Annotated in this window: 15 protein-coding genes; 12 read left to right on the forward strand and 3 right to left on the reverse strand. The window is 65.9% G+C overall.

The window, feature by feature from the left end:
- Positions 1-381 precede the first annotated feature (381 nt).
- The 3 genes from JLDANKMP_RS17165 to fdnG are packed head-to-tail and all read right to left on the reverse strand — an operon-like array spanning position 382 to position 5022.
- Positions 382-1029, reverse strand: coding sequence for a formate dehydrogenase subunit gamma (locus JLDANKMP_RS17165; RefSeq protein ID WP_032127833.1), 648 nt, complete (start codon positions 1027-1029; stop codon positions 382-384).
- Complete coding sequence (gene fdxH / locus JLDANKMP_RS17170; protein ID WP_212561716.1) at positions 1026-1943, reverse strand: formate dehydrogenase subunit beta; 918 nt, start codon at positions 1941-1943, stop codon at positions 1026-1028. Before fdxH ends, JLDANKMP_RS17165 begins: the two co-directional genes overlap by 4 nt.
- Positions 1944-1953: 10 nt before the next feature.
- Positions 1954-5022 (reverse strand): formate dehydrogenase-N subunit alpha, encoded by a 3069-nt coding sequence (gene fdnG / locus JLDANKMP_RS17175; RefSeq protein WP_143568324.1) that lies wholly within the window; start codon positions 5020-5022, stop codon positions 1954-1956.
- A 289-nt stretch (positions 5023-5311) separates the two neighbouring features.
- Here fdnG and gmk point away from each other — a divergent pair, with 289 nt between their 5' ends.
- The 12 genes from gmk to JLDANKMP_RS17235 all read left to right on the forward strand — a co-directional run bounded on the left by gmk (position 5312) and on the right by JLDANKMP_RS17235 (position 21059).
- Positions 5312-5977 (forward strand): guanylate kinase, encoded by a 666-nt coding sequence (gene gmk, locus JLDANKMP_RS17180; protein WP_005414359.1) that lies wholly within the window; start codon positions 5312-5314, stop codon positions 5975-5977.
- Positions 5978-6087: 110 nt separating this feature from the next.
- Positions 6088-6387 (forward strand): DNA-directed RNA polymerase subunit omega, encoded by a 300-nt coding sequence (gene rpoZ / locus JLDANKMP_RS17185; RefSeq protein WP_005410877.1) that lies wholly within the window; start codon positions 6088-6090, stop codon positions 6385-6387.
- 105 nt (positions 6388-6492) lie between these two features.
- Positions 6493-8655 (forward strand): bifunctional (p)ppGpp synthetase/guanosine-3',5'-bis(diphosphate) 3'-pyrophosphohydrolase, encoded by a 2163-nt coding sequence (locus tag JLDANKMP_RS17190; protein ID WP_005410876.1) that lies wholly within the window; start codon positions 6493-6495, stop codon positions 8653-8655.
- A gap of 183 nt (positions 8656-8838) precedes the next feature.
- The gene (locus tag JLDANKMP_RS17195; RefSeq protein WP_005410875.1) at positions 8839-9225 is read left to right on the forward strand and encodes a RidA family protein; all 387 of its coding nucleotides are present in this window, start codon (positions 8839-8841) and stop codon (positions 9223-9225) included.
- Between the two features lie 7 nt (positions 9226-9232).
- Positions 9233-11344: an ATP-dependent DNA helicase RecG gene (gene recG, locus JLDANKMP_RS17200; protein WP_212561717.1), complete on the forward strand. Its 2112-nt coding sequence runs from the start codon at positions 9233-9235 to the stop codon at positions 11342-11344.
- 497 nt (positions 11345-11841) lie between these two features.
- The gene (locus tag JLDANKMP_RS17205) at positions 11842-12780 is read left to right on the forward strand and encodes a nucleoside hydrolase (RefSeq protein WP_005410872.1); all 939 of its coding nucleotides are present in this window, start codon (positions 11842-11844) and stop codon (positions 12778-12780) included.
- 88 nt (positions 12781-12868) lie between these two features.
- Positions 12869-13111, forward strand: a complete 243-nt coding sequence (locus JLDANKMP_RS17210) for a type B 50S ribosomal protein L31 (RefSeq protein WP_005410871.1) — start codon at positions 12869-12871, stop codon at positions 13109-13111.
- A gap of 296 nt (positions 13112-13407) precedes the next feature.
- Positions 13408-14685 carry a citrate synthase gene (locus JLDANKMP_RS17215; protein ID WP_005410870.1) on the forward strand — a complete coding sequence of 426 codons (1278 nt, stop codon included), beginning with the start codon at positions 13408-13410 and terminating at the stop codon, positions 14683-14685.
- 364 nt (positions 14686-15049) lie between these two features.
- A complete protein-coding gene (locus JLDANKMP_RS17220) occupies positions 15050-16117 on the forward strand; it encodes a hypothetical protein (RefSeq protein WP_212561718.1) in 1068 nt (355 codons plus the stop codon).
- Positions 16118-16635: 518 nt separating this feature from the next.
- Positions 16636-17142, forward strand: coding sequence for a CS1 type fimbrial major subunit (locus tag JLDANKMP_RS17225; RefSeq protein WP_212561719.1), 507 nt, complete (start codon positions 16636-16638; stop codon positions 17140-17142).
- 48 nt (positions 17143-17190) lie between these two features.
- Positions 17191-19917 (forward strand): TcfC E-set like domain-containing protein, encoded by a 2727-nt coding sequence (locus JLDANKMP_RS17230; protein WP_212561720.1) that lies wholly within the window; start codon positions 17191-17193, stop codon positions 19915-19917.
- Positions 19914-21059 carry a CfaE/CblD family pilus tip adhesin gene (locus tag JLDANKMP_RS17235; RefSeq protein ID WP_212561721.1) on the forward strand — a complete coding sequence of 382 codons (1146 nt, stop codon included), beginning with the start codon at positions 19914-19916 and terminating at the stop codon, positions 21057-21059. Before JLDANKMP_RS17230 ends, JLDANKMP_RS17235 begins: the two co-directional genes overlap by 4 nt.
- The last annotated feature ends 1 nt before the right edge of the window (position 21060 follow it).

A 21060-nucleotide genomic window follows, 5' to 3' on the forward strand; every position in this document is an offset into this window, starting at 1 on the left:
GCAGGGCCGGCCAGAAGAACCAGGCTCCATCCTCGCCGTTGTCGGCGCTGGCGTCCAGCGTGTTCCAGGCAGCGCAGTCGAGCAAAGCAGTCGATCATGGCTCGACTCTACAAAATTCGGTTTCGGTCGTTGCCATGTTCATTGTGTCGACCAAGGTCGACACCCACCAAGAGCAGCTCATGCCATTCCGACAGCAGCGGGAAACTGTCGAAGGCGGGGTGGGTCCGGTTGCGGGGGTGTCCGCGGCATGGATGCCGCGGCCAAGCCCCCAAGGACGGGTTTACGGCGTCCCCCGCAACCGGACCCACCCGGCCACCCCTGAGGAAGCCAGCTTTTGACGTTGACGTTGCCTCTGCGGGTGCAGGGCCGCAGGCCCTGCCGCTAACCCTCTTCCCGACGTCCGCGCAGGATGTCCCTGAACCACTGCCGGTGGTGCTTGTACGCCCACCCATAGGTCACCTTGCCCTGGGTCATCGCCCGCACCGAGCCCTTGATCCAGATCGCCGCATAGATGTGCACCACGATCGCGCACACTAGCACCCAGCCGAACAGCGCATGGGCCAGCACCGAGAAGCGGATCACCCCGATCGGGAAGAAGTGGCTGAAGTACTGCCGCCAGATCACGAAGCCGGTCAGCAGCAGCGCCGACAGGCAACCGATGATGGCCCAGAACAGCAGTTTCTGGCCGGCATTGAAGCGACCCACCGGCGGCAGCTTCTCATCCTCGTTGCGCAGCACATCGCGCATGCCGCGCATCCACTTGCCATCGTCGGCGGTCGGCAGATTGTCGCGCCACATGCGGAACGCCAGCAGCGCAAAGCCCACCACCATGGCCAGCCCGATGAACGGATGCAGGATGCGCGTCCAGGGGCCGCCACCGAACAGCTGGGTCAACGGGAACAGGGCAGGGTGGAACAGCGCCAGCCCGGACAGCGCCGTCAGCACGAAGCAGATCGCCACGATCCAGTGATTGATGCGGGTCGGCGCGCGGTAGCGGATGATCTGGCGCGGGTGCGGGGCGTACTTCATGACCGCGGCTCCTCTTCGATCTTTTTCGCCTCGTGTTCGGCTTCCTCTTCTTCCTCGTCATTGACCGTATTGCGGCCGATGCCGATGTAATGCAGGAAGCCGGCGAAGGCCGTGGCGGCAATCGCCAGCACGCCCAGCGGCTTGGCCACGCCCTTCCACACCTCCACCATCGGGCTGATGCGCGGATCCTTGGGCAGGTCGGCATACAGCTCCGGCTTGTCCACGTGCTGCAGCACGTACATCACGTGGGTGCCGCCGACGCCCTGCGGGTCGTACAGGCCGGCGTTCTCGTAGCCGCGCGATTTCAGGTCTTCCACGCGTCCGGCCGCATGCTCGGTCATCGCCTGCTTGCTGCCGAAGGTAATCGCGCCGGTCGGGCAGGTCTTCACGCAGGCCGGTTCCTGGCCCACCGCCACCCGGTCCGAACACAGCGTGCACTTGTAGGCCTTGTGGTCCTTCTTGGAGATGCGCGGCACGTCGAACGGACAACCTGTCACGCAGTAGCCGCAGCCGATGCAGTTCTCTTCCTGGAAGTCGACGATGCCATTGGCGTACTGGATGATGGCACCGGGCGACGGACAGGCCTTCAGGCAGCCCGGATCGCTGCAGTGCATGCAGCCTTCCTTGCGGATCAGCCACTCCAGCTTGCCCTTCTCGTCCTCGTACTCGCGGAACTTCATCACCGTCCACGACTGGTCGCTCAGGTCGGGCGGGTTGTCGTAGCTGCCAACGCAGCTGCCCACTTCGTCGCGCAGGTCATTCCACTCCATGCAGGCGACCTGGCAGGCCTTGCAGCCGATGCACTTGCTCACATCGATCAGCTTGGCGACCTGGCCGGTGTGCGCACCACGCGCCTCCGGCGAGGGCGTGGTGGTGGCCGAGCGGCGGATGATGTCCAGGGATTGCAGTGACATGGCGTGTCTCCTACACCTTCTCGACCTTGACCAGGATGCACTTCGATTCGGGCGTCTGCGAGTTGCCGTCACCGATGGCGTTGGTCAGCGTATTGGCGATGTATCCAGGCTTGGCCGCACCGAGGAAACCCCAGTGGATCGGCACGCCCACCTGGTGCACGGTCCGGCCATCGATCTGCAGGGCCTTGATGCGCTTGGTCACCATGGCGACCGCTTCGATGTGGCCGCGCTTGGAACTGACCCGCACGCGGCTGCCGTTGTTGATGCCCAGCTCGTCGGCCAACGCCGCGCCGATCTCGACGAACTGCTCGGGCTGGATGATGGCGTTCAACTTGCCGTGCTTGGTCCAGAAGTGGAAATGCTCGGTCAGGCGGTAGGTGGTGGCCACATGCGGGAACTCGTCCGGCGAACCGATCTGTGCGCGATCGCTGGCGAATACGCGGGCGGCCGGGTTGTTCAGGGTCAGTGCCTGGCCGGGGCTGAGCGGGTTGCTGCGCAGCGGTGTATCGAACGGTTCGTAGTGCTCAGGGAACGGGCCTTCGGCCATGCCGGCCTTGGCGAAGAAGCGCGCGATGCCCTCCGGGTTCATGATGAACGGGCCCATTCCGCCGGCGGGATCTTCGTCGGCCTTGAAGTCGGGCACGTCCACGCTGCCCCAGTTTTTCCCGTTCCACGCCAGCAGCGTGCGCCGCGGATCAAATGGCTTTCCGGCGACGTCGCACGAGGCGCGGTTGTACATCACGCGACGATTGGCCGGCCACGCCCAGGCCCAGCCCAGCGTGTTGCCGATGCCGGTGGGGTCGCTGTTGTCACGCCGCGCCATCATGTTGCCGGTCGGGCCCCAGGCACCGATGTAGATCCAGCAGCCGGAGGCGGTGCTGCCGTCGTCGCGCAGGTCGCCGAATGCGGCCAACTGCTCGCCGGCCTTGCGCACCAGCTTGGTTGGGTCCTTCGGATCGAACACGTCGGTCAGCGCCTTGCCGTTGTATTCCATCGCCAGTTCTTCGGGCGTGGGTACCTCAGGGTTGGCGTAGTTCCAGGCCAGGTCGCGCACCGGCTCCCACCACGCCCCGCCGTCCTTCTCGTACATCGCTTTGATGCGATGGAACAGCTCGGACATGATCTCGATGTCGCTGCGTGCTTCTCCCGGTGGGTTGGCACCCTTCCAGTGCCACTGCAGCCAGCGCGAGGAATTCACCACCGCGCCGTTCTCCTCGGCGAAGGAGGTGGTCGGCAGGCGGAATACTTCGGTCTGGATCGTGCTCGGGTCGACGTCGTTCAACGCACCGTGGTTCTGCCAGAAGGCGATGGTCTCGGTTTCCAGCGGGTCCATGCTGACCATGAACTTCAGCTTGGAGAACGCGCTGATCAGCTTGCCTTTGTTCGGCGCCGAGGCCAGCGGATTGAAGCCCTGACAGATGTAGCCGTGGATCTTGCCTTCGTTCATCAGCTCGTACGCCTGCAGCATGTCGTACGGCTTGTCGAGCTTGGGCAGGTAATCGAAACACCAGTTGTTGTCGGCGGTGGCGGCGTCGCCCCACCACGATTTCATCAGGCTGACGTGGAACTTCGGGTAGTTCTGCCAGAACGACATCTGGTTGGCGCGCAGCGGCTTCTGCGTGCGCTTGGCGATGTAGGCCTCGTAGTCCTGCTCGTCCTGTTTCGGCAGGGTCAGGTAGCCGGGCAGCAGGTCGGACATCAGGCCGATGTCGGTCAGGCCCTGGATGTTGGAGTGCCCGCGCAAGGCGTTCATGCCACCACCGGCCACGCCGATGTTGCCCAGCAGCAGCTGCACCATGGTGCCGGCACGCACGTTCTGCGCGCCGATCGAGTGCTGCGTCCAGCCCAGCGCGTACAGGATGGTCATCGCCTTGTCCTTGCCGGCGGTGGACGCGATCATGTCCCAGATCTGGCGGATGCTGTCGGCCGGCGTGCCGCAGATGCGTTCGACCATCTCTACCGTGTAGCGCGCATAGTGCTGCTTGAGCAGGTTGTAGACGCAGCGCGGGTCCTTCAGCGTCGGGTCGCTGCGCACGAAGCCGTCGTCACCGTAGGCGTAGTCCCAGCTGGAGCGGTCGTAGCTGCGCTTTTCTGCGTTGTAGCCCGAGTACAGGCCGTCCTTGAAGGCGAACTCGTCCTTCACCAGGAACGACATGTCGGTGTAGTTCAGCACGTACTCGTGCTGGATGCGGTCCTCGGTCAACAGGTAGTTGATCAGGCCCCCCAGGAACACGATGTCGGTACCGGTGCGGATCGGCGCGTACACGTCGGCCACCGCGGCCGAGCGGTTGAAGCGCGGATCGACCACGATCAGGCGTGCCTTGTTGTGTGCCTTGGCCTCGGTCACCCATTTGAACCCGCACGGGTGCGCCTCGGCGGCATTGCCACCCATGATCAGGATCAGGTCGGCATTCTTGATGTCGACCCAGTGATTCGTCATCGCACCACGGCCTAGCGTCGGGGCAAGACCTGCCACCGTCGGGCCGTGTCAGACACGTGCCTGGTTGTCGAATGCCAACATGCCAAGGGAGCGCACGACCTTGTGGGTCAGCACCGCGGTTTCATTGCTGGTGGCCGAGGCCGCCAGCATGCCGGTGGTCAGCCAGCGGTTGACCGTCTGCCCGGCCTCGTTCTTCTGCACGAAGTTGGCATCGCGGTCTTCCTTCATCAGCCGCGCGATGCGGTCCAGCGCATCGTCCCAGCTCAGCCGCTTCCACTCGTTCGAGCCCGGCGCGCGGTACTCGGGGTAGAGCAGGCGCGACTTGCTGTGGATGATGTCGGCCAGGCCGGCGCCCTTCGGGCACAGCGTGCCGCGGTTCACCGGATGGTCCGGGTCGCCTTCGATATGGAAGATGCTCGGCTCGGCGTTCTTGGCACCATCGCCGAGGCTGTACATCAGGATGCCGCAGGCCACCGAACAGTAGGTACAGGTGTTGCGGGTCTCGGTCGCGCGGGTCAGCTTGTACTGCCTGACCTCCGCGAGCGCGATGCCGGGCGCGAAGCCCATCAATGCCAGGCTGGAGCCGACCAGGGTTGTCCCGGTCACTTTCAGGAACTGGCGGCGGCTCATCGATGGCATGCCGTTCTCCTGGGATGGCGGGGAGGCGCAGGCCTCCGGGCTGTCGTTGGGTACGGCCCGGTTATAGCACAGGCCCCCGTACGCCCATGTGGCACAAGGCCCGGCGCCTGCCGGACGGGCCCGGAAAGGCTTGCTCTGGTAAAGTTGCGTGCCCGCCCCCCGGGGAAGCGTCTGCCGGGCCTGGTTCCAGGATGTTCCGCGCAGCCCCCGCCGTCCTGGCGCGATCCTCCGCGCCGGATCTGGAACACCGAGGAAAAATTTTGCGAAATCAACCCGTTGGATCCCCCGCATGAGCGCCGCGTCGAAGCCGTCGGACGCCGTTGCGCGCGGCACGCTGTACATCGTTGCCGCCCCGTCCGGTGCCGGCAAGAGCAGCATCGTCAATGCCACCCTGGCGCGTGACCCGCAGATCGCCCTGTCGATCTCCTTCACCTCGCGCGCGATGCGCCCGGGTGAAGTGAACGGCCAGCACTACCATTTCGTCTCTGCGGAGAGGTTCGAGGAAATGATCGCCGCCGGCGACTTCTTCGAGCATGCCTGGGTGCACGGCGACTGGAAGGGCACCGCCCGGCAGTCGGTGGAGCCGCAGCTGGCCGCCGGCCAGGACGTGCTGCTGGAAATCGACTGGCAGGGCGCGCAGCAGGTGCGCCAGCTGGTGCCGGGCACGGTCACCGTGTTCATCCTGCCGCCGTCCAAGCAGGCCCTGCAGGACCGCATGCGCAAGCGCGGCCAGGACAGCGAGGCGGTCATCGCCCAGCGCCTGGGCGCGGCACGCGATGAAATGCTGCACTTCAACGAGTTCGACTACGTCATCGTCAATGAGGTGTTCGACACCGCCGTGGACGAGCTGTGCGCCATCTTCACCGCCAGCCGCCTGCGCCGGGAGGCCCAGAAGGTCCGCCATGCCGGCCTGATCCAGGCCCTGCTGACCCCCGATCCGGGTGCAACTGACTGATTCCAAAAGAATCGGGTGGGGGTTGGCTTGATTTTGTCCAGCCCCTGCCAGTACACTCCGTCCCCTTTCCCTCATTCGACTGAGCGGCCGACCGGTCGCCGGGAGCCCGTATGGCCCGCATCACCGTAGAAGATTGCCTGGAAGTCGTTAACAACCGTTTCGAACTGGTCATGATGGCTTCCAAGCGTGCCCGCCAGCTCGCCAACGGCGTGCAGGCCACGCTGGACAACAGCGAGACCGAGGACAAGCCGACCGTGCTGGCGCTGCGCGAAATCGCCGCCCGCAAGATCGACAACGCGCTGATCGACGAAGTCGAGAAGGCCGAGCGTGAGCGCGCCGAGCGCGAAGCGCTGGAGTGGGCTGCCGCCGAAGTGGTCGCCGACGAAGACATGTCCAAGAACGACGATTGATCGCATCGATCAACGTTATTGCTGGATCGCCGAACAGCCCGCCCCGTGCGGGCTGTTTCGCATTCAGGATTTGCCGTAAACGTCGCGCTGGAATAGGCTTCGGGCATGAACCCAGGCCCCACTGCCAAGGTCGCCGCAGCCCCCGCTGCCGCCGTACCCGACTACGTCCTCCAGCTTGAACGCGCCGCCCATTACCTGCCGCCGGAACAGCTGCCGCTGCTGCGCCGTGCCTGGGAAGTCGGTGCCTCCGCGCACGCTGGGCAGACGCGCAAGTCGGGCGAGCCCTATATCACCCATCCGGTGGCCGTGGCCCAGGTGCTGGCCGAGCTCGGCCTGGACGTGGAAGCGCTGATCGCCGCGATCCTGCACGACACCATCGAAGACACCCCGCTCACCCGCGAGGCGCTGGCTGCCGAGTTCGGCGAAGCCGTGGCCGAACTGGTCGACGGCGTCACCAAGCTGGACAAGCTGAAGTTCCGCGACCGCCAGGAAGCGGCCGCCGAGAGCTTCCGCAAGATGCTGCTGGCGATGTCGCGCGACCTGCGCGTGATCATGATCAAGCTGGCCGACCGCCTGCACAACATGCGCACGCTGGGCGCGCAGAGCCGTGAAGCGCGCGGCCGCATCGCCCGCGAGACGCTGGAGATCTACGCACCCATCGCCCAGCGCCTGGGCATGAGCCTGGTCAAGAGCGAGCTGCAGAACCTCGGCTTCAAGGCGCTCTACCCGTGGCGCCACGCCATCATTGAAAAACACATCCGCAGCCAGCCGGTGGTGCGCCGCGAGGCGATGGCGCAGGTGGAAGTGCAGCTGTCGCAGCGCCTGGCCAAGGAGGGGATCGAGCATCGGCTGATCAGCCGCATCAAGACCCCGTGGAGCATCTACAACAAGATGCGCGACGAGAACAAATCCTTCGACCAGGTGATGGACGTGTTCGGCTTCCGCCTGGTCGTGCGCAGCGTGCCCAGCTGTTACCACGCGCTGGGTTCGGTGCATGCCACCTTCAAACCGCTGGATGGCCGCTTCCGCGATTTCATCGCCATTCCCAAGGCCAACGGCTACCAGTCGCTGCACACCGTGCTGTTCGGGCCGTACGGCTCGCCGATCGAAGTGCAGATCCGTACCGAGGAAATGGACCTGATCGCCGAGCGCGGCGTGGCCGCGCACTGGACCTACAAGTTTGGTGGCGATTCGCCCAACAGCGCGCAGAGCCGTGCCCACGCCTGGATCGTCGAGCTGATCGACTCGCAGCGCGCTGCCGGCTCCTCGCTGGAGTTCCTCGACAACGTCAAGGTCGACCTGTTCCCGGACGAGGTCTACCTGTTCACGCCGAAGGGCAAGATCCTGGCCCTGCCGCGCAATTCCACCGCGCTCGATTTCGCCTACGCCGTGCATACCGATGTCGGCAACATGGCGGTGGCCTCGCGCGTTGACAAGAAACTGGTGCCACTGCGCACCAAGCTGGTGTCGGGGCAGTCGGTGGAGATCATCACCGCACGCTCGGCCACGCCGAAACCGCAGTGGCTGGAATTCGTGGTCACCAGCAAGGCGCGCACTGCCATCCGCCACCAGCTCAAGCAGCTGGAGCACGAAGATGCCGTGCAGCTCGGCCACCGCATGCTCGACCGTGCGCTGGAGGCGATGGATTCGTCGCTGGAACGGCTGCCGAAGGGGCGCCTGGATGCGTTCCTGGCCGAGCATCGTTTCCCGCGCCTGGAGGCGCTGCTGGCCGAGGTCGCGCTGGGCAACTGGATGCCGACCCAGGCCGCGCAGGCGCTGATGGCCTACGCCGAACTGCGTGGCGGCCCGCATTCGCGCCACCATTCGCAGGAAAAGATCCTGATCAACGGCAGCGAGCGCGGCGTGGTCACCTTCGCCGGCTGCTGCCAGCCGATTCCCGGCGACGAGATCATGGGCTACCACACCGCCGGCAAGGGCATCGTGGTGCACCGCATGGACTGCCCGAACCTGGCCGAGCTGCGCAAGTCGCCCGAGCGCTGGGTGCCGATCGGCTGGGACACCACCGTCTCCGGCGACTACGACACTTCGCTGGTGGTGGAAGTAGAGAACGGCACCGGCGTGCTGGCGCAGCTGGCCGCCGCCATCGCCCAGAGCCATTCCAACATCGAGCGCGTGGACTACCTGGACCGCGACTTCAACGCCGCCGTGCTGGCGTTCAACATCCAGGTACGCGACCGCAACCACCTGGCCGAAGTGATGCGCCGCCTGCGCCGCCTGTCGGTCGTGCAGTCGGTACGCCGCCAGTAGGTCCTGCGCGGACCCGGTAGTGCCGGCCGCTGGCCGGCAACCTCATGAACATCGGAAGCACCGCGAAGTTGCCGGCCAGCGGCCGGCACTACCGGAGCGGTGCGGTAGATCCACGCCATGCGTGGATGCACCCCCAGCCGGTACAATCATCGCTCTGTTTTCCCCCAAGCACCGGAGCGACCCATGTCCCGCCAGATCATCAACACCGAAAAGGCCCCCGCCGCCATCGGCCCGTACTCGCAGGCCGTGCGCGCCGGCAACACCGTGTACTTCTCCGGCCAGATCCCGCTCGACCCGGCCACCGGCGACATCGTCGGCGCGGGTGACGTCGAAGCACAGGCCCGCCGCGCCTTCGACAACCTCAAGGCTGTGGCCGAAGCCGCTGGCGGCTCGCTGGACAAGGTCGTGCGTCTGGGCCTGTACCTGACCGACCTGGGCGAGTTCGCCAAGGTCAACGCGGTCATGCAGGACTACTTCCAGGCCCCGTACCCGGCCCGTTCCACCATCGAAGTGTCCGGCCTGCCGAAGGGCGCCAACTTCGAGGTCGACGCGGTGATGGTCATCGACTGACCGCCACGTGGCACGCAAGGCGGCGGTCACCCCGGTCCTGTCACCGTCCGGCGAAGCATCCCTGGCGATGCTCGCGGGCGTCGGTCCGGCCGTGGCCGCCAAACTGCAGGCGCGTGGCCTGGCCACCCTGCAGGATCTCTGGCTTCATCTGCCGCTGCGCTATGAAGACCGGACCCGGCTGACCCGCATCGAAGACCTGCGCAACGGCGTACCGGCGCAGGTGGAAGGGCGGGTGGTCGCGGTCGAGCGCGGCATGCGCTACCGGCCGATGCTGAAAGTGGCGGTGGAAGACGAAGGGCGGGGCACTTTGGTGCTGCGCTTCTTCCACTTCCGCCAGCAGCAGGTCGGCCAGTTCGCGGTCGGCAACCGGCTGCGCTGCTTCGGCACGCCCAAACCGGGCCAGCTCGGCCTGGAAATCGTCCACCCCAGCTACCAGGTGCTGGGCCGCAACGACGATCCCGAACTCGGCGACCGCCTCGACCCGGTGTATCCCACCGTCGAAGGCGTCGGTCCGATGACCATGCGCAAGCTGATCGGCCAGGCGCTGGACCGCCTGCCCGAGGAAAGCGCGCTGGAACTGCTGCCCAGCGGCTGGCTCGATGGCCTCGGGCTGCCGTCACTGCGCAGCGCGCTGCTGACCGTGCACCGGCCGCCACCAGATGCCGATCTGGCCGCGCTGGCCGCCGGCACCCACCCGGCGCAGCGCCGCCTGGCGATGGAAGAACTGCTGGCCCATCACCTCAGCCTGCGTCGCCAGCGCATTGCCTTGCAGGCACACCGTGCGCCGCCGCTGGCCGGTCCTGGCAAGCTGGCCAAGGCGCTGCTGAAGCAGCTGCCGTTCGCGCTCACCGGCGCGCAGGCGCGCGTGTTCAAGCAGATCCGCGAAGACCTCGCGCGGCCCAGCCCGATGCTGCGGCTGGTGCAGGGCGATGTGGGCTCCGGCAAGACCGTGGTCGCCGCGCTGGCGGCGATGCTGGCGGTGGAGCAGGGCAAGCAGGTTGCATTGGCTGCGCCCACCGAGCTGCTGGCCGAACAACATCTCAACAACCTGCGCGGTTGGCTGGAGCCGCTCGGTGTGCGCATCGCCTGGCTGGCCGGCAAAGTCACCGGCAAGGCGCGCGCCAAGGTGATGGAGCAGGTCGCCAGCGGCGAAGCGCAGGTGGTGGTCGGTACCCACGCGCTGATGCAGGAGGCGGTGGTGTTCCAGGATCTGGCGCTCGCCATCGTCGACGAGCAGCACCGCTTCGGCGTGCACCAGCGCTTGGCGCTGCGCGACAAGGGCGCGGGCGGCAACAGCGTGCCACACCAGCTGGTGATGACCGCCACGCCGATTCCGCGCACGCTGGCGATGTCCGAATACGCGGACCTGGATGTGTCGGCCATCGACGAACTGCCGCCGGGCCGCACTCCGGTGCAGACCGTCGCGCTCAACAACGATCGTCGTCCCGAGCTGATCGAGCGCATCGCACTGGCCTGCCAGGAAGGGCGGCAGGTGTACTGGGTGTGCACCCTCATCGAGGAAAGCGAAGAACTGGATGCCACCCCGGCGCAGGCCACCTACGAATCGCTGCAGGCGCTGTTGCCGGGCGTGCGCGTGGGGCTGGTGCATGGCCGTCTGAAAGCCGCCGAAAAGCTGGCGACGATGGTGGCGTTCAAGGCCGGCGACATCGACCTGCTGGTGGCGACCACGGTAATTGAAGTGGGCGTGGATGTGCCGAACGCCTCGCTGATGGTGATCGAGAACGCCGAGCGCCTGGGCCTGGCCCAGCTGCACCAGCTGCGCGGCCGCGTCGGCCGTGGTTCTGCGGTATCGCGCTGCGTGCTGCTGTACCAGGCACCGCTCTCGCAGATGGCACGCGAGCGCCTGCAGACCATGCGCGAAACCAACGATGGTTTCGTCATCGCCGAGAAGGATCTGGAACTGCGTGGTCCCGGTGAATTGCTGGGTACCCGGCAGACCGGCCTGGCCGGTTTCCGCATCGCCGACCTGGCCCGCGACGCCGGCCTGCTGCCCGGCGTGCACGACCTGGCCGAGCGCCTGCTGGACCAGCAACCCACGCTGGCCGATCGTGTGGTGCAGCGCTGGATCGGCACCGCCGTGCGTTACGCCTCGGCGTAAGTGGCGGGGTCAGACCCCTTTGCACAGCAAAGGGCTCTGAACCCATCCCCGGGATGCTCATCCACGCATGGCGTGGATATGCTGTAGAGCCGTGCCCGGCTGCCGTTCGCGCTGCGCGCGTGAGTCGGGCAAGGCTCGACTCTACAGACAGCGCTTTCGATCATTTCCATGTTCATCCACGCATTGCATGGATGTGTCGACCAAGGTCGACACCCACCAACAGCCGCGAAAAACTGTCGAAGGCGGGGTGGGTCCGGTTGGGGGGGGGGCGTGAGCCGCATGGATGCGGCGACCGAGCTTACATGGACGTACTTGCAGCGTCCCCCGCAACCGGACCCACCCCGCCATCCCCCAGGAAACCAGCTTCTGCCGTTGCTCTGGCGTTTGCCGTTGATTCGGCGGGTGCAGGGCGCAGCCCTGCCGGCCCCCCCAACCCCCGTACTTGCAACGGTCATCATCCCGGTCCACACTTCGTTGCCGATCTGAAGACGGCAACGATGACCCACAAGATCCCCCTGTTGATCGACACCGACCCCGGTGTGGACGACGCCTTGGCCCTGCTGATGGCCTTTGCCGACGAACGGCATGACGTGGTCGCCCTGACCATCGCCGCCGGCAATGTCGGCCTGCAGTACACCGTCCGCAACGCCCTCAAGCTCTGCGACATCGTCGGCCGCACCGACGTACCGGTGTTTGCCGGCAGCCCGGATCCGCTGCTGCATCCCTCCGTTGACGCTGCCCACGTGCATGGCCGTGACGGCTACGGCGACGTGGACCTGCCGCCGCCGAGCCGCCAGGCTGAAGCCGAACACGCCGCACTGGCCATCCTGCGCCTCTCGCACGAGCACGCCGGCGAACTGATGCTGGTGATGCTGGGCCCGCTGACCAACCTTGCCCTGGCACTGAAGCTGGACCCGACCCTGCCCGAGCGCATCAAGCGCATCGTGGTGATGGGCGGCGCGGTCACCTGCCACGGCAACATCACCCCGGCAGCCGAATTCAACATTGCGTTCGACCCGGAAGCGGCGCACGTGGTGTTCACCTCGTTCAAGCACCTGCTGGTGTCGGACTGGGAGGCCACCGTCGCCCATGGCCTGCCGCTGCAGGACGCCGAGAAGTGGCTGCAGGCCGATTCCGATCGCGCCCGCTTCTACGAACTGATCTCGCGCAAGACCCGTGGCCTGTCCGAAGACAGCAAGGGCGGGCGCTGGTACACCGCCGATGCGGTGGCCATGGCCTGGGCGCTGAACCCCGAAGGGCAGCTGCGGGTCGAGTCGCGCCCGCTGAACGTGGAGCTGAACGGCACGTTCAGCCGCGGCGCCACCATCGTCGATTGGAACCGCCAGACCGGCCAGCCGGACAACTGCGATCTGCTGATGGCCTACGACCAGCAGCGTTTCGAGGCCCTGGTGCGCCAGGCCCTGGGTGCGGACTGACGTCGATTGACCGGCACCGGTTGCCCCGGGCGGCAACCGGTGCTTATAATGCCGCTCTTGACCACCAGCCCATTTACGGTGTGAGCCCATGAAGGCCGATATCCATCCGAACTACCGCGACGTCGTCTTCCATGACGTCACCTCCGATTTCAAGATCCTGACCCGCTCGACCATGGCGACGAAGGAAACCATCCAGTGGGAAGACGGCAACGAATACCCGCTGGTCAAGGTTGAAATTTCCTCGGCTTCGCACCCGTTCTACACGGGCAAGCACAAGGTCATCGACACCTCGGGCCGTATCGACAAGTTCCAGAAGCGCTACGCGCGCTGATCTGTCGATCCAGCTTCGAACCAACGGCCGCGCTCTGCGCGGCCGTTTGTTTTTCCCCAACGCCAACCCAACGGGCGTTTGGATGGACGGAACACTGCGTTCGTGTGACAACGCTTTTGCCGATCCGGGCCGCTCAACGGCCGGTGTCTGGCTGCCTGTCGTATACGACTTCTGTCTAGCGCCGGGCAAATGCTGCTGTGCGATAATGACCTGATCCCCGGCACAGGCCGAGGACGTCATTCACGTGCCTGACCAATGCGCTTGGGCAGGCGCCTTCCCATGAAGGAGCGCACACAGTGTCCGATCTTGATCAGGTCACGCTCAACGCCGGCGACAAGTCGGTCGTTCTGCCCGTCATCAAACCCACCCTTGGCAACGACTGCGTCGACATCGCGAAGCTGACCAAGGAAACGGGGTTCTTCACCTACGATTCCGGCTTCACCGCGACGGCCAGCTGCAAGTCCGCCATCACCTACATCGACGGCGACAAGGGCGTGCTGCTGTACCGCGGCTACCCGATCGAACAGCTGTCGGAAAAGTCGAGCTACGTCGAAGTGGCCTACCTGCTGATCAACGGCGAGCGCCCGAGCGCCGAGCAGCTGAAGGCCTTCACCGATGAGCTGACCGCCGAAGCCAACGTCGATGAGTCGATCAACACCCTGATCGGCAGCTTCGCCAAGGATGCCCATCCGATGGCCATCCTGGCCGCTGCAATCGCGCAGCTGTCGGCCATCTACCACGACTCGCTGGACCTGTCCGACGCCGAACAGCGCCGCCAGGCTGCCGTGCGCCTGATCGCCAAGGTGCCGACCCTGTCGGCGCTGATCTACCGCCATGGCAAGGGCCTGCCGGCCAACAAGCCGGACACCTCGCTGGACTACGTCAGCCGCTTCCTGAAGCAGACCTTCGAGTCGGCTGACGGCCAGTACGACCTGAACCCGGACGTGGTGAAGGCGCTGGACCTGCTGTTCATCCTGCACGCCGACCACGAGCAGAACGCCTCGACCTCGACGGTGCGCCTGGTCGGTTCGACCGGTGCCAACCCGTACGCGTCGGTCGCTGCGGGTGTCACCGCGCTGTGGGGTCCGGCCCACGGTGGTGCCAACGAAGCCGTGCTGAAGATGCTGGAAGAAATCGGCAGCGCCGACAACGTCGAGTCCGCCGTGGTCAAGGCCAAGGACAAGACCTCCGGCTTCCGCCTGATGGGCTTCGGCCACCGCGTCTACAAGAACTTCGACCCGCGCGCCAAGGTCATCGGCGAGATGACCAGCAAGGTGCTCAAGCAGCTGGGCGTGCAGGATCCGCTGCTGGACGTGGCCGTGAAGCTGGAACAGGCCGCCCTGCAGGACGAGTACTTCGTCGCCCGCAAGCTGTACCCGAACGTCGATTTCTACAGCGGCATCATCTACAAGGCGCTGCAGATCCCGACCGAAATGTTCACCGTCATGTTCGCCCTGGGCCGTACCTCCGGCTGGGTGTCGCATTGGCTGGAACAGCAGGTCGACCCGGAAATGAAGATCGGCCGTCCGCGCCAGGTCTACACCGGCAGCGACGTGCGCGACTACCAGGGCTGATCGCCCGGCGTGAGTTGTGAGAAGAACGCCCCGCATCCGCGGGGCGTTTTTTTTGGAGCGGACCTGGTAGGTGCGGACCGTTGGTCCGCACGATTTCGGCGCCCGCGAAAAATCATCCACGAACGGCGTGGATCTACCACCGCAACCGCCTTCGGTAGGTGCCAACCTTGGTTGGCACGCTCTCCCATCCACGCGTGGCGTGGATCTACCGCGTTCCCGCTTCTGGTAGGTGCCAACCTTGGTTGGCACGCGCTTCATCGCGCCAAGACCGCGTGATTCAAGGGTCTCGCCAGCTTCACAAGCGCTCGCGCAGCCTCAGGACGCCAGCTGCATCCGCAGCACCTGAAATGGAGCGTCCATCCCGATGAGTACCCGATTCGACCCACCCGAGCGCGGACCGCTCGGCCCTGACGTCGCCGCCGTCGTCACCGCCCCGATCGTCGCCCCTCCCAGCGAAAGCGCCGTTTCCTGGGGCGCGATCTTCGCTGGCGCCACCGCTGCCGCTGCACTCTCCCTCATCCTGCTGATCCTCGGTGTTGGCCTCGGCCTGTCGTCGGTGTCGCCATGGTCGTTCGAAGGCGTCAGCAAAGAGACCTTCGGTTGGTCCAGCATCATCTGGCTCACCTTTACCGCACTGGCCGCTTCCGGCCTGGGCGGCTACCTGGCCGGCCGCCTGCGCACCAAGTGGACGCAGATCCACGGCGATGAAACCTACTTCCGCGATACGGCGCACGGCTTCGTGTCGTGGGCTGTAGCCACCCTGCTGACCGCGGGCCTGCTGACCTCCGCCATCGGTGGCGTGCTCGGCGCAGGCGCCAAGGTCGCAGGCGCCACCGCAGGTGCTGCCGCTTCCACCGCCAGTGTTGCCGCAGCGGGCGCGGGCAGCACTGCTGCGGCGGCCCCGGAAGGCGACCTCAACTACTGGGTGGATTCACTGTTCCGCAGCACGACCAGCGCAGGGCCGACTGATCCTGCAGCGCCGCCGCCGGGTGCACCGATGGATCCGAATGCCGCCCCACCGCCGCCCGCCGCAAGCGTCGGCCCGCGCGATGCGCGCGTGGGGCCGCCGCCGCGCCCGATGCCGGGTAATGGTCCGATGGGCGACCGCCGCGAAGTGCGTGCCGAAGTGAACCGCATCATCGTCAACAGCCTGCAGGGAGACGGCCTGGACCCGGACGACACCCAGTACCTGGCGCAGCTGATCGCGCGCGAAACCGGCATGAGCCCGGCCGAAGCGCAGGCGCGCGTGACCGATGTGCAGACGCGCATGCGTGCGGCGCTGGAAAAGGCCAGGAATACCGCCAAGCAGGCCGCCGACGATGCCCGAAAGGCGACCGCCTATGCCGCGTTGTGGCTGTTCATCACCCTGCTGATCGGTGCGTTCTTCGCCAGCCTCAGCGCCACCTGGGGCGGTCGCCGACGCGACCTGTAACCCGCCTTCCACGCAAGGAGACCTGCAATGAAAATGATTCTGCTCTGGTTGTTGGGCGTACCGATTCCGCTGCTGATCCTGTACGCGATCTTCTTCTGATCGTGCGCCAACACGATGCGTCATCAGGCCGCCGAAAGGCGGCCTGATGCCATCCAGCAGATTCACGCCATGCGTGGATGACCCGTTGTAGAGTCGAGCCGTACTCGGCTCACGCGCGCAGCGCGTGTGTTTCTTGCAGTGTCGGAAGAGCAGTCGACTAACAGTCGACTCTACAAATCCAAGGCAATGAGGTTTATTGCATTCAAGCAGTGAGGGAGTTTGCATAACCCTCAAACATTGAGCGCCTTCAAGAATTCTTCTTAACCTCCCGCGTTTTAGGAATGCTTGAATGGCCTGCATGGCAGCGCATTTCTAACATTCTCTCCGTCGCCCGCAACCACCTCTGCGGGCGGCGCCTCTCTCCCTTTCTCCTTAGGGGAGGGGGGCTTTCATATTCCCCCTGTCCGAGAGAGACACCCATGCACGCCATTCTCAAGAAGGCCGCGCTCGCTGCAGCGCTGGCCACTGCTTCGCTGTCCGCGCACGCCGTGGAAACCCAGATCACCGTCTATGCCAACGTCGACCCGACCCTGGCCTTCCTGCAGCACGACGGCAGCCCGCTGCCGGATTCGATCAAGCTGGTGCACAACCCGCTGACGGGCCTGGTGCCGTGGAGCCGCCAGGTGCGCATCTTCTCCAACGATGAAGCCGCCGATGTCGCCGTGCGCCTCGGCCACGCCCCGACCCTGGTCAGCACCGCTGCCGGTGCCGCATCTGTGCCGCTTTCGGTGTCGCTGAACAACAAGGCGCTGACGATCGCTTCGCAGGACTTCGCTGCTGCTGATCTGTTCGATGGCGCCACTCCGGGTGCATCCATCACCATGCCGTTCCGGATCGCCCAGACCACCGCCACGCCGATCTCGGTTGCTGGTGACTACGAAGGTCTGGTCAGCGTGATCATGGTCCAGAAGGCCGCCAGCCCGTAATCCCCGCGCCGGCCCGGGTAGCGGGCCGGCCGCTTCCGGAAATCCCCCATGAAAGCTCCTGCCCCCGCCCTCACCCGGCTGGCGGTCGCGCTCGCCTTGTCGCTGGCCACGCCGCTGGTCGCGGCACGTGGCGTGCCGCCCGGCTTCGAAGATCTGGTGGAAGGCCAGATCGAACAATTGGACATCCGCCTGTTTGGTCGCTCGGCCGGGCTGTCGCCGGTGCGCGTCACCCTGGAGCACGTGCAGCTGGAAGATGCTGCGCGTGTGCTGCAGGCGCTGGATCTGTCCGCCGAGGCACAGGAGGCACTGCTGCCCGCCCTGTCGCAGCCGCTGCCACGCAACAGCCATCTGGCCTGTCGCTACGGTGGCGCCAGCGCAGGCTGCGGCTATCTGGAAGCGCCTGACGAACCCTCAGCCGTGCGCGCGCTGTATGACGAAGGCGAGGGCGCGGTGCGCCTGTTCGTCGCCCGCCAATGGCTCCCGGGCGAGCCGGCCGCCGAGCGCTTTCATCGCGTCAACACCGGTGCCGAGAACGCGTTCCTGCACCAGCAGACGTTGAACGTCAGTGGTGGCCGTGACTACCAGTCATTGGCCGCGCGGGGCACTGGCGTGCTGGGCCTGTTCCAGCGCGGCCATGCCGCAGCGGAATGGAACTTCAGCCACCAGCGCTATGGGCGTTCCGGCACCCGCAGTGAGCTGCAGTTCGACAATGTCTATTACCGCCATGACCTGGGGGCCGAGCACTACCTGCAGGCTGGCCGCATGGACCGTCGCAACCTGTCCAGCCCGCAGGGCGGCACCTTCGGTTTCGGCATGCTGCCGCTGGATCGCTTCCAAGGTGCGCGCCTGGGCACTACCCAGGCCTATGTGGACGCTGATGCCGCCGTGCAGTCCACGCCGTTGACGGTGCTGCTGGCGCGCGACGCGCGGGTGGATGCGTTCGACGGCCAGCGGCTGCTGCAGACCTATTACCTGCAGGCCGGCATCAATCAGCTCGACACCCGCAGCTTTCCCTTCGGCAGCTACACCGTCAGCCTGCGCATCTACGAAGACGGCGTGATGGTGCGCACCGAGGACGCGCCGTTCGACAAGGGCGGCGACTGGACCAACAGCCAATGGCAGTGGTTCGTGCAGGGCGGCCGCCGTAGCGAGCGCCGCAGCGACCGTTTCGACAATGAGCGCGTGGCCATGGCCGGCATGCGCGTGCCACTCGGGCGCGATCTGGCGGTCACCGCCGGTGCCGCAGATCTGGGTGGTTACAGCTATGGCGAACTGCGGGTTGACCTGCGTCGACTTTTTGCCACCCAGGAGCTGCGCGTCTCGATGGCCGGCATGCGCGGCAGCGACGGCAGCCATGGCCAGCAGCATCAGCTGTCGTACCGCCGCAAAGCCTCGTGGAGTGTCTACCAGCAGCGCATGCGCGGCAAAGCGTGCCAGTTTGAAGCCGACGCGCGTGACCGGCTGGGTTGTACCGATTCGCTCAGCGCCTCGATCGCGCTGCCGCTGGCCGGTGGCAGCGCCTACGTGGGCTACACCCGTCGCCAGACCTGGCGTACCGGCGTGGTGCCCGGCCTGGGCGAGGATCCGTTGTCGGGTCTGGACCCGCTGTTGCCCCCGCTGTTGCCACAGCCGCGCCGCGAGCCACAGCTCAGCCGCACCTGGCAGGCCAGCTACAGCCGCACCCAGCGCTGGCAGGACTTCAGTGTCTCGTCGCGCGTAGGCGTCTGGCTGCAGCACAACAGCGACCCGCTAGGTCTGGGCCAGCAGCGTGACCGCGGCATCTATTTCAATCTCAGCCTGACCCGCCAGCAGCGTGGCGCGGGCGGCTCGGCGCAGCGCCGCTACGGCGTGGATGTGCGCCAGCCGCAGCACCAGCGCCCGGACATCAACTACAGCGTCGGCCAGACCCTGCGCAGGGAAGCTGACGCACAGTACCGCGAACTGTCCGGTGAACTGCGCGGCAACAACAGCCAGCGCTACAGCGCCTCGCTGAGCGGACAGCTGCAGAATGCCATTGGCCACACCGGCGCCACCGTGGCCCGTTACCAGCAGCACGGCCGCAGCGAGCTGGCCTACAGCGGCACGCACAGCTCCGGCTTTGCACTGGGACGGCGCGGCTTCTACTGGGCCGGCAACAGCGGCGCCGATGCCGGGCTGGCCGTGCAGGTAGACAACGTAGACGATATCGACCTGCGTGGCGTTGCTGCCGAACTGCAGGTCGGTGGCCTGCGCACCCAGCGCCTGCAGCTGGGCGAGCGCCGTCTGCTGCCGCTGTCGGCCTACCAGTCGCATCGCGCCGAGGTACAGGACGCAAGCACGCTGGACAGCAACGCCGCGATCCGCGTGACCGGTGCCACCGGTGCACGCCCCCTGTTCCTGTCGCCCGGCCGGCTGGTGCGGATGCCGGTGCCGATCGAGGTGACCTACACCTTCATCGGCAGTGCCCGCGACATTGCCGGTGCGCCGCTGGGCGGCGCCCGCATCCTCAACGCGCCAGTGCCCGGCACCAGTGCCAACGGCGGCTTCGTCGCCGATTTTCCCCGTCGCGAGACAACGCTGTACCTGCTGCAGGGCGACCGCTTGCTGCAGTGCCCGCTGCAGGTGCGCGAGCGCCGCCAGGTGGTGCTGCTGGTCGGTGCCGTGTTTTGCGAACCGCTGGCCGTGGCCCAGCTGCCGGCAGACATCCGCCAGCAGGCCCGGGTGACCCGCCTGCTGCAGGAACGCGCGTTGATTGCCGCGACCCCTCGAACCGCTGCTGCAGGAGGTACGCCATGAACCGGCGTTGGATGTGGGTGTTGATGCTGGTGTGTGTGCTGCTGGTGATGGCGCCGAGGGCGTGGGCGCAGTGGCCGCCGGAGACGCATCCAGCGGATCAGAGCAGGGACATCGTGATGACCTGGGATCGCTCGGCAGTGCCGGGTGATGTGGAGTTGTGGGGGCCGAGGACGGTGCTGGGATTCAGTCACGATGTGGCGTTCAAGTACGGGCAGATCCATGTGGTTTGTGAGTCTGCCTTTGACGCTGAGTTCGGGCGGTGTCCGACGGAAGGTGCACTTCCTCTGATTACAGGGACATCTGAGGTTGTATTGCGTCTTGTGGAGCAACGGACGGGACTGATTGCAGAAGCTCGCGCGATCGGAAGTCTGCAGAGAATCATGTCAGGTCGCATCTGCGCACTTGACTTCTGGGATGAAAATCCGCGGCCTTTGTACTCTGCGTACTGGTTTCTGTGTGGTGTGGGCAGCGGCGCAGATCAGCCGATTGGAACCGGCGTCGAGCTGATCCTGCCTCAACGCGAGATCTCACGGCTCGTCGCAGGCCACTGGAAGGCCTCGATGCGCCTGAACATCAAAGCCGACCCTGCCGCAGGACCGGTCGCCACCGCCGTCTTCAATTTCGATTTCACCATCACCGACTACGACGCGATCTCGATCTACTTCCCTGCCTTCGAGAGTTCATCGCCCCACATCAATCTGAATCTGCGCTACGACCCGATCCGCCAGACGGTGGGGGGGCGTACGCAGCTGGACATGTGCCTGTACGACGGCTTGGGCTCGCAGAGCGAGTACCTGGGAGTGACTGTACGTGATAGCAGCGGCCGGCCACCGGGGGGCGACGACTTCTCGGCGTGGCACCAGGACGGCGGCAGCGATGAAAGCCAGCGCCTGGATTTCAACGTCGGCCTGAACTACGGCGGCAGCCGAAGAACGATGAAGAACGGTGTGGAGCAACTGCTGTACGGCATCGAAAGCGGCGAGATCCGAATGATCGTACTGCCCGGCACAGGTGAGTCCGTGTACTGCGTGCCCACGCCACTGACGCTGGAAACACCGCTGGTTCCTGTCGCCAGCAAACGCCCCGGTTTCTACAACGGCGAGCTGCAGGTGCAGCTGCGCGCGCCTACCGCCCGCCCCTGAT

The sequence above is a fragment of the Stenotrophomonas sp. PE591 genome, assembly GCF_018320795.1.
GTDB lineage: Bacteria > Pseudomonadota > Gammaproteobacteria > Xanthomonadales > Xanthomonadaceae > Stenotrophomonas > Stenotrophomonas maltophilia.

What these genes read in the sequence shown, in the direction of transcription:
- JLDANKMP_RS17205 (WP_005410872.1), top strand. Translation starts at nt 11,842, where the DNA reads ATGACCCACAAGATCCCCCTGTTGATCGACACCGACCCCGGTGTGGAC.
- JLDANKMP_RS17225 (WP_212561719.1), top strand. Translation starts at nt 16,636, where the DNA reads ATGCACGCCATTCTCAAGAAGGCCGCGCTCGCTGCAGCGCTGGCCACT.
- JLDANKMP_RS17210 (WP_005410871.1), top strand. Translation starts at nt 12,869, where the DNA reads ATGAAGGCCGATATCCATCCGAACTACCGCGACGTCGTCTTCCATGAC.
- JLDANKMP_RS17230 (WP_212561720.1), top strand. Translation starts at nt 17,191, where the DNA reads ATGAAAGCTCCTGCCCCCGCCCTCACCCGGCTGGCGGTCGCGCTCGCC.
- gmk (WP_005414359.1), top strand. Translation starts at nt 5,312, where the DNA reads ATGAGCGCCGCGTCGAAGCCGTCGGACGCCGTTGCGCGCGGCACGCTG.
- rpoZ (WP_005410877.1), top strand. Translation starts at nt 6,088, where the DNA reads ATGGCCCGCATCACCGTAGAAGATTGCCTGGAAGTCGTTAACAACCGT.
- JLDANKMP_RS17165 (WP_032127833.1), bottom strand. Translation starts at nt 1,029, where the DNA reads ATGAAGTACGCCCCGCACCCGCGCCAGATCATCCGCTACCGCGCGCCG.
- JLDANKMP_RS17220 (WP_212561718.1), top strand. Translation starts at nt 15,050, where the DNA reads ATGAGTACCCGATTCGACCCACCCGAGCGCGGACCGCTCGGCCCTGAC.
- JLDANKMP_RS17190 (WP_005410876.1), top strand. Translation starts at nt 6,493, where the DNA reads ATGAACCCAGGCCCCACTGCCAAGGTCGCCGCAGCCCCCGCTGCCGCC.
- fdxH (WP_212561716.1), bottom strand. Translation starts at nt 1,943, where the DNA reads ATGTCACTGCAATCCCTGGACATCATCCGCCGCTCGGCCACCACCACG.
- JLDANKMP_RS17195 (WP_005410875.1), top strand. Translation starts at nt 8,839, where the DNA reads ATGTCCCGCCAGATCATCAACACCGAAAAGGCCCCCGCCGCCATCGGC.
- JLDANKMP_RS17235 (WP_212561721.1), top strand. Translation starts at nt 19,914, where the DNA reads ATGAACCGGCGTTGGATGTGGGTGTTGATGCTGGTGTGTGTGCTGCTG.